Annotated in this window: 15 protein-coding genes; 8 read left to right on the forward strand and 7 right to left on the reverse strand. The window is 49.6% G+C overall.

Annotated features, from left to right (window positions below; all coding sequences use genetic code 11):
- Window positions 1–11: 11 nt before the first annotated feature.
- Window positions 12–1844, reverse strand: a complete 1833-nt coding sequence (gene uvrC / locus MUG06_RS07500; protein WP_243078201.1) for an excinuclease ABC subunit UvrC — start codon at window positions 1842–1844, stop codon at window positions 12–14.
- Complete coding sequence (uvrY, locus tag MUG06_RS07505) at window positions 1837–2496, reverse strand: UvrY/SirA/GacA family response regulator transcription factor (RefSeq protein ID WP_215847135.1); 660 nt, start codon at window positions 2494–2496, stop codon at window positions 1837–1839. The genes uvrC and uvrY overlap by 8 nt, the downstream gene beginning before the upstream one ends.
- 431 nt (window positions 2497–2927) lie before the next feature.
- Between uvrY and MUG06_RS07510 the strand changes: the two genes are divergently transcribed.
- Complete coding sequence (locus tag MUG06_RS07510) at window positions 2928–3152, forward strand: DUF2594 family protein (RefSeq protein ID WP_215847136.1); 225 nt, start codon at window positions 2928–2930, stop codon at window positions 3150–3152.
- A gap of 33 nt (window positions 3153–3185) precedes the next feature.
- On the opposite strand, the gene MUG06_RS07515 is transcribed toward MUG06_RS07510, so the two are convergent.
- Window positions 3186–3797, reverse strand: a complete 612-nt coding sequence (locus MUG06_RS07515; RefSeq protein WP_215848303.1) for an acyl-homoserine-lactone synthase — start codon at window positions 3795–3797, stop codon at window positions 3186–3188.
- Between the two features lie 122 nt (window positions 3798–3919).
- Window positions 3920–4642, reverse strand: a complete 723-nt coding sequence (sdiA, locus tag MUG06_RS07520; RefSeq protein WP_243078202.1) for a transcriptional regulator SdiA — start codon at window positions 4640–4642, stop codon at window positions 3920–3922.
- Between the two features lie 555 nt (window positions 4643–5197).
- On the opposite strand from sdiA, the gene MUG06_RS07525 reads away from it, so the two are divergent.
- The gene (locus tag MUG06_RS07525) at window positions 5198–5872 is read left to right on the forward strand and encodes a DUF4396 domain-containing protein (protein ID WP_243078203.1); all 675 of its coding nucleotides are present in this window, start codon (window positions 5198–5200) and stop codon (window positions 5870–5872) included.
- Window positions 5873–5899: 27 nt separating this feature from the next.
- Here MUG06_RS07525 and MUG06_RS07530 read toward each other — a convergent pair whose 3' ends face one another.
- The gene (locus MUG06_RS07530; protein ID WP_243078204.1) at window positions 5900–6595 is read right to left on the reverse strand and encodes an extensin family protein; all 696 of its coding nucleotides are present in this window, start codon (window positions 6593–6595) and stop codon (window positions 5900–5902) included.
- 286 nt (window positions 6596–6881) lie between these two features.
- On the opposite strand from MUG06_RS07530, the gene cycA reads away from it, so the two are divergent.
- Entirely contained in the window at window positions 6882–8276 is a 1395-nt protein-coding gene (cycA, locus tag MUG06_RS07535) for a D-serine/D-alanine/glycine transporter (RefSeq protein WP_215847139.1), read from the forward strand.
- A 50-nt stretch (window positions 8277–8326) separates the two neighbouring features.
- Here the strand turns inward: cycA and MUG06_RS07540 are convergent, their stop codons facing one another.
- Both MUG06_RS07540 and rutR read right to left on the reverse strand, forming a co-directional pair.
- A complete protein-coding gene (locus MUG06_RS07540) occupies window positions 8327–9301 on the reverse strand; it encodes a metal-dependent hydrolase (protein ID WP_243078205.1) in 975 nt (324 codons plus the stop codon).
- Window positions 9302–9336: 35 nt separating this feature from the next.
- The gene (gene rutR / locus MUG06_RS07545) at window positions 9337–9972 is read right to left on the reverse strand and encodes an HTH-type transcriptional regulator RutR (RefSeq protein ID WP_215847140.1); all 636 of its coding nucleotides are present in this window, start codon (window positions 9970–9972) and stop codon (window positions 9337–9339) included.
- A gap of 307 nt (window positions 9973–10279) precedes the next feature.
- Between rutR and rutA the strand changes: the two genes are divergently transcribed.
- From rutA to rutF, 5 genes are read left to right on the forward strand one after another with little or no spacing between them, the layout of a single operon-like run.
- Complete coding sequence (rutA, locus tag MUG06_RS07550) at window positions 10280–11371, forward strand: pyrimidine utilization protein A (RefSeq protein ID WP_215847141.1); 1092 nt, start codon at window positions 10280–10282, stop codon at window positions 11369–11371.
- Window positions 11371–12087 (forward strand): pyrimidine utilization protein B, encoded by a 717-nt coding sequence (rutB, locus tag MUG06_RS07555; RefSeq protein ID WP_243078206.1) that lies wholly within the window; start codon window positions 11371–11373, stop codon window positions 12085–12087. Before rutA ends, rutB begins: the two co-directional genes overlap by 1 nt.
- Window positions 12088–12123: 36 nt before the next feature.
- Window positions 12124–12519 (forward strand): pyrimidine utilization protein C, encoded by a 396-nt coding sequence (gene rutC / locus MUG06_RS07560; RefSeq protein ID WP_215847143.1) that lies wholly within the window; start codon window positions 12124–12126, stop codon window positions 12517–12519.
- A complete protein-coding gene (gene rutD / locus MUG06_RS07565; protein ID WP_243078207.1) occupies window positions 12519–13328 on the forward strand; it encodes a pyrimidine utilization protein D in 810 nt (269 codons plus the stop codon). Before rutC ends, rutD begins: the two co-directional genes overlap by 1 nt.
- Window positions 13329–13350: 22 nt before the next feature.
- On the forward strand, window positions 13351–13866 hold the full coding sequence (gene rutF, locus MUG06_RS07570; protein ID WP_215847145.1) for an NADH-dependent FMN reductase RutF: 516 nt from the start codon (window positions 13351–13353) through the stop codon (window positions 13864–13866).
- Window positions 13867–13911 lie beyond the last annotated feature (45 nt).

A 13911-nucleotide genomic window follows, 5' to 3' on the forward strand; every position in this document is an offset into this window, starting at 1 on the left:
CCGTTTCAATGCTAGTGTTTCAACGAGTAGTATATTTTTTCTGCCAAAGCGATGGATATGCCCGGTACATTGGCGATTTCTTCCACTGATGCATTCATCAAAGGTTGCAAGCCACCCATGTATTTAAGCAGTTGCTGACGCCGTTTCGGTCCTACACCCTCAATGCTTTCAAGTGCGCTGGTGTTCTTCACTTTCGCCCTTTTCTTACGGTGGCCCGAAATTGCATGATTGTGAGCGTCGTCACGAATATGCTGAATGACATGGAGCGCGGGCGCGTCTGGCGGTAAGGAAACACCCTCACCTTCGGGTTCAAAGAACAGCGTTTCCAGTCCTGCCTTACGATCGCTACCTTTGGCAACGCCCAATAGAATCGGGTGAGATTTGTCCCACGGTACCTCCAGCTCGGCAAACACCTGCTTCGCTTGCGACAGTTGCCCTTTGCCACCATCAATCAAAATTACGTCAGGAATTTTATCTTCTTCGATAGCTTTGCCGTAACGACGACGCAGCACCTGATTCATTGCCGCATAATCATCGCCGGGCGTAATGTCATTAATATTGTAGCGACGATAATCGGCGCGCAGCGGCCCGTTCTGATCAAAGACCACGCAAGAAGCAATGGTTTGCTCACCCATGGTATGGCTGATGTCGAAACATTCCATGCGACTAATTTTGTCGAGTTCAAGGAATTCAGCCAGCGCAGCCAGCCGTTGGTGAATGGTCGAGTGCTGCGATAAGCGTGTGGTTAACGCCGTTGCCGCATTGGTACGTGCTAACTTCAGATAGCGCGCACGATCACCCCGCGGTTTACTCTGAATGTTAACGCGTCGCCCAGCCAACTCACTCAGCGACTCCGCCAGCAGCTCGCGCTCTGGCAAAGTGAAGTCGAGCAGAATTTCACCCGGTAGCGTTCGCGCTTCGCTGCCTTGCAGATAAAATTGCCCTACAAACGTTTGCACGACTTCCGCCAAATCCGTACCTGAAGGGACTTTAGGAAAGTAGCTACGACTGCCTAATACTTTTCCCTGACGAATAAACAGCACGTGCAAACAGGCCATGCCAGCATCATATGCAACGCCTATCACATCGAGATCATCGCCTTGATTAGAGACGAACTGCTTTTCAGTGACTCGGCGCACGGCCTGGATTTGGTCGCGCAAGCGAGCTGCTTCCTCAAAACGCAGCCCAATACTCGCTTCTTCCATCCGCTTCACCAGCAGATTCAGCACCTGGTCGTCTTTGCCCGCCAGAAACAGCCGCACATAGTCGGTTTGCTGTGCATACTCTTCCTCACTGACCAAACCAGCAACACAAGGGCCGAGGCAGCGACCAATTTGATATTGCAGACAGGGGCGCGAACGATTGCGGTAAACGCTGTTCTCACACTGGCGAATCGGGAACACTTTTTGCAGTAATCCCAGCGTTTCGCGCACGGCATACCCATTCGGAAAGGGGCCGAAATATTCACCTTTGGCGTGTTTAGCGCCGCGATGTGTAGCCAGACGTGGATGCGTATCGCTGCTCAGAAAAATATAGGGATAGGATTTGTCATCGCGCAGCAGCACATTATATCGCGGCTGGTAGAGCTTGATGTAGTTATGCTCTAGCAGCAGCGCTTCGGTTTCGGTGTGGGTTACGGTGACATCGATATGCTGGATATTGCTTACCAGTGCTTCGGTTTTGCGGCTGCCTACCTGACTCCGAAAATAGCTGGTTAGACGCTTTTTAAGGTCTTTGGCTTTGCCCACATAAATAACCGTTCCCGACGCATCATACATGCGATAAACGCCGGGTTTGCTGGTCACCGTACTCAGAAAGGCTTTGGAATTAAAAACGTCACTCACTACTGATTAACGGCTCCGCATTGAACAGGCCATGTCGTATGGCCAGATGCGTTAACTCTACATCACCACTGATATTCAACTTGCTGAACATGCGATAGCGGTAGCTGTTAACGGTTTTAGGACTGAGATTGAGTTGCTCGGAAATTTCCGTCACCTTTTGTCCCTTGGTGATCATCAGCATAATCTGCAATTCCCTTTCCGACAAACAGCTGAAGGGGGATTCGGTTTTTTGCGGCTCAATTTGACTCAATGCCATCTGCTGAGCAATGTCAGAAGCGATATAGCGCTGGCCGGCGTTCACTGAGCGAATCGCGCTTACCACTTCCTGCGGCGCGGCACCTTTGCTGAGATAACCTGCTGCGCCTGCCTGCATCACTTTGGCGGGCAACGGATTTTCGGTATGAATTGTCAGCATAATGATTTTGATATCTGGATTGTAGCGCACAATTTTTCGTGTCGCTTCCAGGCCACCAATGCCGGGCATGTTCATGTCCATTAAAATGACATCAACTTGATTCTGGCGGCACCATTTCACCGCGTCTTCGCCACAGTTCGCTTCACCTGCAATCACTAATCCTTTGATATCTTCCAAAATTCGGCGAATACCGGCGCGAACCAGTTCATGGTCATCAACAAGAAGCACACTGATCAACGAGGGGCACTCCGCAGGCTAAATAAAGAGGAAGTAATCAACAATTGCGAAAGATAATCATACCTGCTTTTCACTTAAAAGCACATAAACAAAGCCGAAGATTGAGGCTATTTACTGATTTAAATCAAGGGATTTCAAATCCCAATAATTAATAGAGTGACTTAGGTAACTTATTTAAAAGTTATATTTAAAAAGCAATATATTTCAATTGATTAAAAATAAACGCACTTCAACCTTCTAAACGCTGTGCTTTATTAATTTCCCTTGGCAAAAAACGCATTTCGCTGCATTTTTGAATTGTTTCACGCGATGGAATAGCGGTAAAAGATTAACAAAACGCGGCGAGACATCAGGTTATCAACGCTGTGATATACTCACGCACTGCTGTGCGGACAGATTGCCGACACGTTGTACATCACCAAGGAGAATTTATGAGCGACGAAGATTTTTCAACCTCGCAGGAAACCCAGAAACTGTCTGATGAAGTTGCCTGTCTGAAAATGATGGTGACGCTGATTCTGAAAGGAATGGGCCAAGCAGACGCAGGGAAAGTGATTATTAATATGGAACGTTATGTCCAAACGCTGGGCGATAAGCCGCAGGCTGAGGTCTTTAGCAACACCATTAAGCAGATCAAAACCGCTTATCGCCAGTAAGCTGAATTGCCCCCGCATTACGGGGGCAAAGCGTTAACCGTGTGATTGCCAGTTAACCGAAACACCCAACGATGGCAGCACCTCTTCCGGGCTAAAGCGACGCGTGCCACGGTACTTTTCCGCCAGCGCAGGTTGAATAACCGGAATGCGAATCGCAAACAGATTATCTTCTGACTGAATCAATCCCGGCGTCAGTGGCTCGTACGCGACCTGATGCTGCTCAAACATCTTTTCCAGCATCGGCGTTGCCGAGCTAATAATATATTCAATACCATTTAGCTCAGCCAACTGCACAGCGTGCCACAGAATATTGAGCGGCAGTTCAGAATCAACGTCCAGCCGGGCTGAGAAACGTGACATTTCCCATACTTTTTCTTGTTCGAAAGGTAAGATAATGCCTTCATTTTGCTCAGGCTCAAACCACGGCATTAAACGTGCGCAGCCACTGATCCCTTCGCGCGCACTCCAGGCAAGTAGCCAGGTTACATCTGATCGATCATAACGATCATATTCCTGCCCCGGCGTACTTAAACGAGGTGGAATTGACCACCCTTCGCCGCGTGCAAAAACGCTGTAACGATAGCTGCCTAACTCGGCAAGCAAAGAGGACGGCATATCCTTTAATTGCGTTTGAATTATTTTCATCATGCGCCTTTGACATCCCCATGTTTGCAATGATTTCTTTGCGCCAGCCTGGCAAAGCTCCGGCGCAGGGTAGACAACTGACTCAGTCAGAGGAACTACTAGATTTAGTAGTTGCTTTTTATTTAAATCAGTCCGATCGCTGCTGCATAACAAGCAATCTGCGTTTTATTGGAAACATTGAAACGTTTTTGCATCTTTTTTTGGTGAAAATTCACCGTGTGTTCAGAAATAGATAAAATAAGCGAAATCTCAACCGAGGTTTTTCCTTCGGCGGTCCATTTTAAAATTTCCAGTTCTCGCTGACTAAAGTCATTCTTCAGGACCAGCATCGAATCATCATTCAAACGCTCTAGCACGCGCAAACTCAGCTCCGCCAGGAAGTGCAGTTTCACTTCCAACTCGACGCGCCGTTGTTGCGTGGTAAAAGGTTGATGCGATGATATAGATAATATACCAATGGCTCGATTTGGTGCCATTGCTGAACAAGAAAAACCACTGTGCAAGCCAAACTCACCTGCTTCTTTCCAAAGATTGCCCGCGCCAGTAAACAGATCGGCAGTCCATTCAACGCCTCTGCCTGGTCTTTGACACAAAAGCAACACCGGATCTACAGCAAAGTAGTTCTGCTTTTCATATTGCTTAACCCATAATTTGGGATAAGTGCTGTGTACATGAATGCCCGGCCGGGTAAAAGGAACCGGATGTTGAATCAAAAAAGCAAAGCAATCAAATCCCAATGATTCGGTATAGCTCTGTAATAACCGCTTCAATTGAGGCGCAGCTGTTAAATGTTGAAATTGACTTTCCGCCTCAGCTCGCCAGGCGAAATAATTCTCGGTGGTCATATTCCCTCAACGTTATTCTCACGCAGATGCGTTTTGTTATTCATTATTCTTCACCACAAAATATTAATTGATTCGAGCAAAAATATTGATTGCTTAATGCGCAATAATTTAAGTAAAAAAAATCCAAAGAGTTGCAAAAATAAACTTCAACCAAAAACCATGAAAGGTGAACCGGTGAAAAAGTGTTGAAGCACCGCAAACTTCCACCTTGCATCAGAATAAGATTTTTCCGATAGGAATTCAATCTCTGAAAAGCAGACATCATCCTTCGACACAAAAAGGTTATGATTATTTGTGGGCAAAAATCAGAGGTTCAACCCCTAAATTATTTTTTATACAGTAAGTTAATGGTATGCAAAATATAACCGAAGCGGTAAATATTGTTCATCACACCTAAAGAATTTACTGGCTTGAGACATTTCCGTCCGCGTGCTTTGAAGCTACGCTTATTCCATTGTCCGCCTTCAGTCCTCACCAGCAATCGGCATCGGGCAGCTTAGCGAGCAGGTTTGCGCCGCGCTGCTGGACTTTAACTTTCTGTTTCAGGGGTTGATTATGATGGATAAATTGGCATTGCCTTTTTTAGTTTTAGGTCTTTGCACGGCGTTGATGATTGCTAAGGATATTTTCAAGCATCCTCACCCGGTTCGCGTAATGAATATCATTTGGCCAATCACCGGACTTTATATGCCGTTCATTGGATGGCTGGCTTGGTGGTTTCTTGGGCGTCAACCCTCTCGTCAAGCAAATCTGGCTTTATTAATGCCGCAAAGAGCAGCCCGTCATAACAGCTGGCAGACAATATTTGTCTCAACCACTATTCCAGCAGCAGCCTGTATTTTTGGCGACGTAATAACATTACCTATAATTTCACTACTAAATCATTTGAATATTCTGATAGTTATATGGCAAGAAGCGATCATTTCTTTGGTTCTTTCATTGCTTATCGGCTTATTTTTCCAGGTGCTCGCCATTAAACAGCGTGAAAAAAATTCATTATGGCGTGCCTTGTTAATAGCATTAAGAATCGAAACCTTTCCTTTGGTTATTTACCAAACAGGCATATTTATCTTTATGGCACTGGCCCTGAAATTTGTATTAAATCAACAAATCAACCCGCAGCTCAATGCCTTCTGGTTTATGCTGCAACTGGCAATGATGACTGGATTTGTTTTTTCCTGGCCAGCCAATCATTTCTTGATAAAGCGCGGTATCAATCCGGCACATTAATACTGCATTAAATGCCGTACTACGGGCTCAACGACAATAGCCTGCACCGCGCATACCTAAATGGAAATGGCTGGCATGCGCAGCGTTATAATCTGGCCCCAATGCATTACCGAATACCCGACATCCCTCCTGCCACAAACTATGCAGCGTTTGCGCCTTCGCTGCGGGTTGCTGCCAGTTTTTGCCTACCTCAAGACGCTGTCCATTAGCCAATTGAAAAGCAGTAACATCCCAGGCATCCGCTGTGGCATGCTCGCTCAGGCGCCCCTCAGCGCGATGATAAATATTTCTACAGGCATAACTGCCAACGTGGCTGATGCGCACCAGCGGGCTTTGCTGCTGTTTTGTTATTTGATCGCGACTGCGTAAAACATACATGGTGCTGGCAACCGCCATCGGACAGCTCGCCAGAAAACTGCTGCTAAGACTTACCGGCCCAAATTTTTGGATGCGCAATGGATTAGCCAGCGGACATGCGCCCGTTACTGGCGGACGCTGGCTAAAACTGACTAATCCTGCTTGCTGAGCACGATTCATCACATCCAGACAGGCAGCAGGATCACTCGCTAGCCGCTTCATTTTCAGTTGCGTCATCCAACCTGGCGGATCGGTAACTGCAAGTGGCGTGAAGGGATTGAACTGAGGCGGCAGATTCTTTTTGATCCACGGCAAACTCCCCCAACCCACCGCAATGAATACCAGTAACAGGATAAGCGTGCGCATTTCCCCTCTCGCAGCATGATGATAAGCAAAAGAAAAGTGTAGAAGCTCTCAGTTAATACGCAGTCAATCTGGCACAAAGTGATTAAAACTTACGCATCCTGACGCAATAGTGTGCTGCGTAAACAAAACCTGCCGACGATAAGGTGATGAAAGGTCACAATTGTTCAAAAAAAATTACCGACTTCAAGGTGCTTTCCACTATCTTATGCCGACTTGCCCTTGAGGCAGACTCGCCTAATAACAGCCAGTAGAGCTGACACAACATCAAGACAGGAAAGACAATCATATGGTTGATCACTCTAAAGACGCGGTGGTTACGCAGGAGAACCCCGAAAAACTGCAGCGCAGCCTGCATAATCGCCACATCCAACTCATCGCAATCGGCGGTGCCATTGGCACTGGGCTGTTTATGGGCTCGGGTAAAACCATCAGCCTTGCAGGTCCTTCGATTATTTTTGTTTATATGATCATCGGTTTTATGCTGTTCTTCGTCATGCGTGCCATGGGCGAACTGCTGCTTTCCAACCTTGAATACAAATCTTTCAGTGACTTCGCTGCCGACCTGTTAGGGCCTTGGGCAGGATATTTTACCGGCTGGACCTATTGGTTCTGCTGGGTTGTCACCGGTATTGCCGACGTAGTGGCGATAAGCGCCTATTTCCAGTTGTGGTTCCCCGGTTTCTCAATATGGATGAGCGCCCTGCTTTGCCTGTTTGTCTTTGTGACGCTGAATGTCGCCACGGTAAAGCTGTTCGGTGAGATGGAATTTTGGTTCGCGATTATCAAAATCGTCGCCATTGTCGCGTTGATAGTCACCGGTATCGTACTGGTTTCAATGCATTATCCTTCGCCAGGCGGCGGGACTGCATCACTGAGTAATATATGGGATCATGGCGGCATGTTCCCGAAAGGGTTAAGCGGCTTTTTTGCCGGTTTCCAGATTGCGGTGTTTGCCTTTGTCGGCATCGAACTGGTGGGTACCGCGGCTGCCGAAACACACGATCCGCATAAAGTTTTGCCACGCGCTATCAACGCCATTCCGCTGCGCGTGATTATGTTTTATGTGTTGGCGCTGATGGTAATCATGGCCGTGACGCCGTGGACCGCAGTACAGGCCGATCGCAGCCCATTTGTTGAGATGTTTGTCCTGATTGGCTTACCGGCTGCCGCCAGCATCGTGAATTTTGTTGTACTGACTTCTGCGGCTTCGTCTGCCAACAGCGGCATTTTCTCCACCAGCCGCATGTTGTATGGCCTGTCACAGCAAGGCGTGGCGCATCGTGCATTTGGACGTCTTTCAGCGCGCGCGGTGCCGACTACCGGTCTGTTTTTCTCATGCCTTTGCTTGCTGAGTGGCGTGGCGCTGATTTATCTGATCCCGGATGTCATGACAGTATTTACGCTGGTGACGACGGTCTCAGCGATTCTGTTCATGTTTGTCTGGACAATCATTCTCTGTAGCTACCTGGTTTATCGCAAAAAATATCCACAGCGCCATGCAAAGTCGGCGTTCAAAATGCCAATGGGTAAATTGATGTGCTGGGTTTGCATCGCTTTCTTCGCTTTTGTGCTAGTGCTGTTAACCTTGCAGGAAGATACGCGTCAGGCATTAATGGTAACGCCAGTGTGGTTTGCCTTGTTGACGCTGGGTTGGTTGTTGCGCCGTCGCGCTAGCCGCTAATTCATTTAGAATGACAAAAAAGCCCGGCCAATCATGGCCGGGCTTTTTATTTACAGACGATCGGCTAGCGCGCTAAAGCTGGCGCTCAACGCAGGCCGTGCTGAAGGTAGCCGCTGCGGATGGGTTTCCCACTGCTGAGGCGAGCCGAGATTAAAGGTAAACGTATAGTTTTGCCCTTCTCCCATGCGTAAGTCAGCAATTGTGATCTTGCCATTTTTCTCATTCATCGCATAAAAACCGTGGCTGAACCAGGCCACACGTTCGGCATACCAGTCTCCCTTTACCTGTGCAAACAGTTCAGGATGACGAGGCTGCCAGCTAACATTAAGCGGACGATTTGGCGACAGCAGTGACCAATAGGCTTCGCCATAACGATCGGGGGTAATGACCACGCTGCGCCACACCAACGTGTTAAATGCAGTGGGTGTGACCAGCACTTTGTCGGCTGGAAGACCCTGATCAACCAGTGATTGCTTAATCTCTCCGGTAGCAATGCTCTGGATCACCACGCTCCATGCCAGATAAAGCGTGCTCAGCGCCAAACCGATACGGTTCCAGCGCAGACCAGGATCGCCTCGCCGCCACAGGGCAACACCAAGACAAATCAGCAGCGGCAAGGTATAGAGCGGATCAACAATATAGATGCTGCTCACTGCATAAGGATGATCGGTGATCGGCAGTCCAAGCTGCGTACCATAAACAGTCATCAAATCCAGCAGCGGGTGTGTAATCAATGCTAACCAAATGGCAGGCCACCACGCTTGCCATTTCACATTGCCACGAAAAAGGCCCGCGACCAACCACGCCAGCAGCGGCGAAACCAGCGTCAAATAGAGCAAAGCGTGGCTTTCGGTACGGTGTAATGTCATGTTGCGAATGGCATCGCCGTGATCAAGAAAGACATCAAGATCGGGTAATGTGCCGCATACCGCACCCACGGCGGCGGCTTGCCAAAGCGGGACGCGTCGGCCCATCACCGCCACGCTGACGGATGCCCCCAGAACAAACTGCGAAACAGAATCCATTTTTTACTCCGTCGCAACAACGTATGGCCGTAAAATTAACGCACGCGGATACCTTCAATAATCATGCGCTGCACATTATCTACCGTCTGATCGAAAAATTGCGGATCGCTCAACGTTTGCCCGGTTACCGCCTCAACCTGACTGGCGAAATCGGCGTAATGCTGCGTGGTTGCCCATAGCATAAAGATCAAATGCTGCGGTTGTACGCCAGCCAATCGGCCTTCATCAATCCAGCGTTCAATAATCGCGGCTTTTTCATCCACCAGCTGTTTGAGATCGCCAGCCAGTTCGCCCTTCAATAGCGGTGCGCCTTGCAGCATCTCCAGACAAAACAGCCGTGATGCCTGCGGGAAATCGCGTGACACTTCAAGTTTCAGGCGAATATAGCGGCGTATAGCCATCAGCGGATCTTGATCGTGGGCTAACGCGCGAAGCGGTGCCAGCCATACGTCAAGAATCTCTTTCAGCACGGCTACGTACAAAACTTCTTTGGAAGGATAGTAATAAAGAAGATTGGTTTTAGAGACATCGGCGCGTTCGGCAACCTGGTCTAGCGTGGTGCCGTGAATACCGAATTGCGAGAAGAATGCCAGCGCAGCATCCAGGATAGCTGCACGCTTGGCCGCTACAGCTCGCGAACGGCGCGTTGGTTTTTTTTCATCTGTTTTCACACTGTTACCTTATCCGCTCTGCATCCCCGCATCATAGCAAAGCTGCCGGCAGCTGCCCATTTCTGCTCTTGCACCTTTTTTGCTCAGGTTGCATGGAAAACGTGCAGCTTATTTTGACCAGATGGTCCAAAACAGACCAATCACTCCAGTTAACTCTTTCGAGTTATATTTAACCTTTTGTTATTACTCGATTTACAAATTGTGGCACAGCCTTTGCAAAATCTTTGATTGAGCGCCGCCATCAAGGATGACGCAGGATGCAGCGCAGCGCGTGAAACAGTCCCACCCTAATTAATTGAGGTTTCACATGAAGATAGGCGTCTTTATTCCGATTGGTAACAATGGCTGGTTGATTTCATCTACTGCACCGCAGTACAAGCCGACTTTTGAACTGAACAAAGCGATTGTGCAGAAAGCTGAGCATTATCATTTCGATTTCGCGCTGTCGATGATCAAACTGCGCGGCTTTGGCGGAAAAACGGAATTCTGGGATCATAACCTCGAATCTTTCACGCTGATGGCAGGTCTGGCCGCCGTGACTTCACGCATTGAGATCTATGCAACCGCCGCCACGCTGACTTTACCGCCCGCCATTGTGGCGCGCATGGCTGCCACCATTGATTCCATTTCCAACGGGCGCTTTGGCGTCAACCTCGTCACCGGCTGGCAAAAACCAGAATATGAGCAAATGGGTTTGTGGCCTGGTGATGAGTATTTCGGTAGCCGCTACAAATATCTGACCGAATATGTCACGGTGCTGCGCGATCTTTGGGGCACCGGCAAATCAGACTTTAAAGGTGACTTTTTCACCATGAATGATTGCCGCGTCAGCCCGCAACCGCAAAAACCGATGAAAGTGATCTGCGCGGGTCAAAGCGATGCGGGCATGGCATTTTCGGCGCAGCATGCGGATTACAACTTCTGCTTTGGCAAAGGCGTCAATACACCAACGGCGTTTTCCTCGACCTCAATACGCATGAAACAAGCGGCAGAAAAAGCGGGCCGCGATGTCGGCTCTTACGTGCTGTTTATGATCATTGCGGCGGAAACCGATGAAGAAGCACGCGCCAAATGGGAACACTACAAAGCGGGCGCCGATGAAGAAGCGCTGGCCTGGCTGACCACACAAAGTCAGCAAGATACCAAATCGGGTAGCGACACCAATGTGCGTCAAATGGCTGATCCGACTTCAGCAGTAAACATCAATATGGGCACGCTGGTCGGCTCCTACGCCAACGTGGCTCGCATGCTGGACGACGTCGCTGAAGTTGACGGCACGCACGGCGTGTTACTGACTTTTGATGACTTCCTGCAAGGTATTGAAGACTTTGGTCAACATATCCAACCGCTGATGGCTTGCCGCAGCGCACTGATTGATGCTCAGCAAGAGGTAGCTTAATGAATACGGTTTATTGCGCCCACACTCCCGACATTCCCCAGGTTGAACTGCCTGCACGTCCTGAAGCTATCGCCTTCCCGCCCAGTCAAACGGCGTTGATTGTGGTGGATATGCAAAATGCCTATGCCACACAAGGCGGCTATCTCGATCTGGCGGGGTTTGATGTTTCAGCCACCAAACCGGTGATTGCCAAAATTCACCAGGCGGTAACGGCTGCACGTGCAGCGGGTATTCAAATCATCTGGTTTCAGAATGGCTGGGACGAACAGTATGTCGAAGCGGGCGATGCAGGTTCACCCAACTTCCATAAATCGAATGCCCTGAAAACCATGCGCAAACGTCCTGAATTGCAAGGCACCTTGTTATCAAAGGGCAGCTGGGATTATGCGCTGGTTGACGAACTCACACCGCAAGCTGGCGATATTGTGTTGCCAAAACCGCGTTACAGCGGCTTCTTTAACACGCCACTCGACAGCATGCTGCGCAGCCGTGGCATTCGCCATTTAATTTTCACCGGTATCGCGACCAACGTCTGTGTGGAATCGACATTGCGCGACGGCTTCTTTCTGGAATATTTCGGCGTGGTGCTGGAAGACGCAACCTATCAGGCTGGGCCAACTTTTGCCCAACAGGCCGCCATTTTCAATATCGAAACGTTCTTTGGCTGGGTATCCAACGTTGATACTTTTTGCGAAAGCCTGCAACCCTCCGTCTAAAACGGTTTCACCTGCTGATAAAAAGGAAACGTTGCTATGCCGAAAAGTGTGATTATCCCGCCAGGTACCACGACGCCCATTGCGCCTTTTGTTCCGGGAACGCTGGCAGATGGCGTGGTTTATGTCTCGGGCACATTGCCGTTTGATGAGAATAACAACGTGGTGCATGTCGGTGATGCGGCCGCGCAAACCCGTCACGTGCTGGAAACCATCAAGAAAGTGATCGAAACCGCAGGCGGCAGCATGGAGGACGTCACGTTCAACTCCATTTTTCTTACCGACTGGACAAACTATGCAGCGGTGAATCAGGTCTATGCCGACTATTTTCCTGGCGAAAAACCGGCGCGCTTCTGCATTCAATGTGGCTTGGTCAAACCAGACGCCTTAATCGAAATCGCCAGCATTGCGCACATTGGTAAACAGGAGGCGTGATGCACGTTGAAATTCATGGCCAGCCTGCTGACGAAGCGCCCACGCTGGTGCTCTCTTCCGGGTTGGGCGGTGTTACCGGCTTTTGGCAGCCACAGTTAGCGACACTTTGTGAACGTTATTGCGTGGTGCTGTATGACCAACGCGGCACCGGGCGTAGTGCTGATACGCTGCCGGAAGGCTACAGCATGAAAATGATGGCGGCAGAGTTAGCAGAGGCGCTAACTCTGCACGGTATAACAAAATTTGGCATTGTTGGTCATGCGCTAGGCGGCTTGATCGGTTTACAGCTGGCGCTTGATTACCCAACACGCGTTGAGCGCGTCGCGGTGATTAATGGTTGGTTAACGCTTAATGCGCATACCCAACGCTGTTTTCATGTGCGTCAGGATCTGCTGCTCAACGTAGGCATTGATGCCTTTGTTCGGGCGCAGCCGCTGTTTCTTTATCCCTCTGAGTGGATGGCGCAGCATCAGGCGCGGTTGGAACAGGAAGATGCGCATCATGTCGCCCATTTCCAGGGAACGGAGAATCTGTTACGCCGTTTGAACGCATTGATAACGGCTGACTTCAGCACCCGCGCAGCCAGTATTACATCGCCGGTGTTGGTGATATGCAGCCAGGACGACTTGCTGGTGCCGTGGAGTTGTTCAGTACAGCTCGCTGCCGCCTTGCCTGATAGCCAGCTGGTAGAAATGCCGTGGGGCGGCCATGCAATGAGCGTGACCGATCCTGAACCGTTTAATGCACTGCTCATGCAGTGGCTGAATGACACCGACACTGTGCTAAAAACAGCGCACGTGGCGGGCTAAACCGACGAAGCCGGAGAAGAGTATGAGCAGAGAAGATCTTCCACCCTTGGTGGAAAAACAGGACTTCCGCAACGCCATGTCGAGATTGGGCGCAGCCGTCAACATTATCACCACTGAAGGTCCTGCAGGCCGCGCGGGTTTCACCGCCTCGGCGGTATGTAGCGTAACGGATTCACCGCCCACTTTACTGGTGTGCCTGAACCGTTCGGCCTCGGTTTACCCTGTATTTCGCGAAAACATGCAACTGTGTGTCAACACGCTGGCATCGGGTCATGAAGCACTTTCAACGCTGTTCGGTGGCAAAACACCGATGCCGGAACGCTTCATCGCGGCAGAGTGGACCACCGCGATCACCGGTTCACCCATTTTACAGGGCGCGGTGGCTTCTTTTGACTGTCGCATTAGTCAGATTGTAAGCGTGGGAACACACGACACACTGTTTTGCGAAGTACTGGCGCTGGTACGCAATGACGACACGCATGGCCTGATGTGGTTTGATCGCGGATACCATCCTCTTTTGCGGCAGGAAGCCTGTTAATCCGCCGGCTATTAGCTGACCTTTTATAGCGAAATTGCGCGGCCC

It is taken from the genome of Pantoea sp. MQR6 (assembly GCF_022761075.1).
GTDB classification, from domain to species: domain Bacteria; phylum Pseudomonadota; class Gammaproteobacteria; order Enterobacterales; family Enterobacteriaceae; genus Pantoea; species Pantoea phytostimulans.

Coding starts and splice junctions, on each gene's coding strand:
- MUG06_RS07510 (WP_215847136.1), top strand. CDS start 2,928: ATGAGCGACGAAGATTTTTCAACCTCGCAGGAAACCCAGAAACTGTCT.
- MUG06_RS07515 (WP_215848303.1), bottom strand. CDS start 3,797: ATGAAAATAATTCAAACGCAATTAAAGGATATGCCGTCCTCTTTGCTT.
- sdiA (WP_243078202.1), bottom strand. CDS start 4,642: ATGACCACCGAGAATTATTTCGCCTGGCGAGCTGAGGCGGAAAGTCAA.
- MUG06_RS07525 (WP_243078203.1), top strand. CDS start 5,198: ATGATGGATAAATTGGCATTGCCTTTTTTAGTTTTAGGTCTTTGCACG.
- MUG06_RS07530 (WP_243078204.1), bottom strand. CDS start 6,595: ATGCGCACGCTTATCCTGTTACTGGTATTCATTGCGGTGGGTTGGGGG.
- cycA (WP_215847139.1), top strand. CDS start 6,882: ATGGTTGATCACTCTAAAGACGCGGTGGTTACGCAGGAGAACCCCGAA.
- MUG06_RS07540 (WP_243078205.1), bottom strand. CDS start 9,301: ATGGATTCTGTTTCGCAGTTTGTTCTGGGGGCATCCGTCAGCGTGGCG.
- rutA (WP_215847141.1), top strand. CDS start 10,280: ATGAAGATAGGCGTCTTTATTCCGATTGGTAACAATGGCTGGTTGATT.
- rutB (WP_243078206.1), top strand. CDS start 11,371: ATGAATACGGTTTATTGCGCCCACACTCCCGACATTCCCCAGGTTGAA.
- rutC (WP_215847143.1), top strand. CDS start 12,124: ATGCCGAAAAGTGTGATTATCCCGCCAGGTACCACGACGCCCATTGCG.
- rutD (WP_243078207.1), top strand. CDS start 12,519: ATGCACGTTGAAATTCATGGCCAGCCTGCTGACGAAGCGCCCACGCTG.
- rutF (WP_215847145.1), top strand. CDS start 13,351: ATGAGCAGAGAAGATCTTCCACCCTTGGTGGAAAAACAGGACTTCCGC.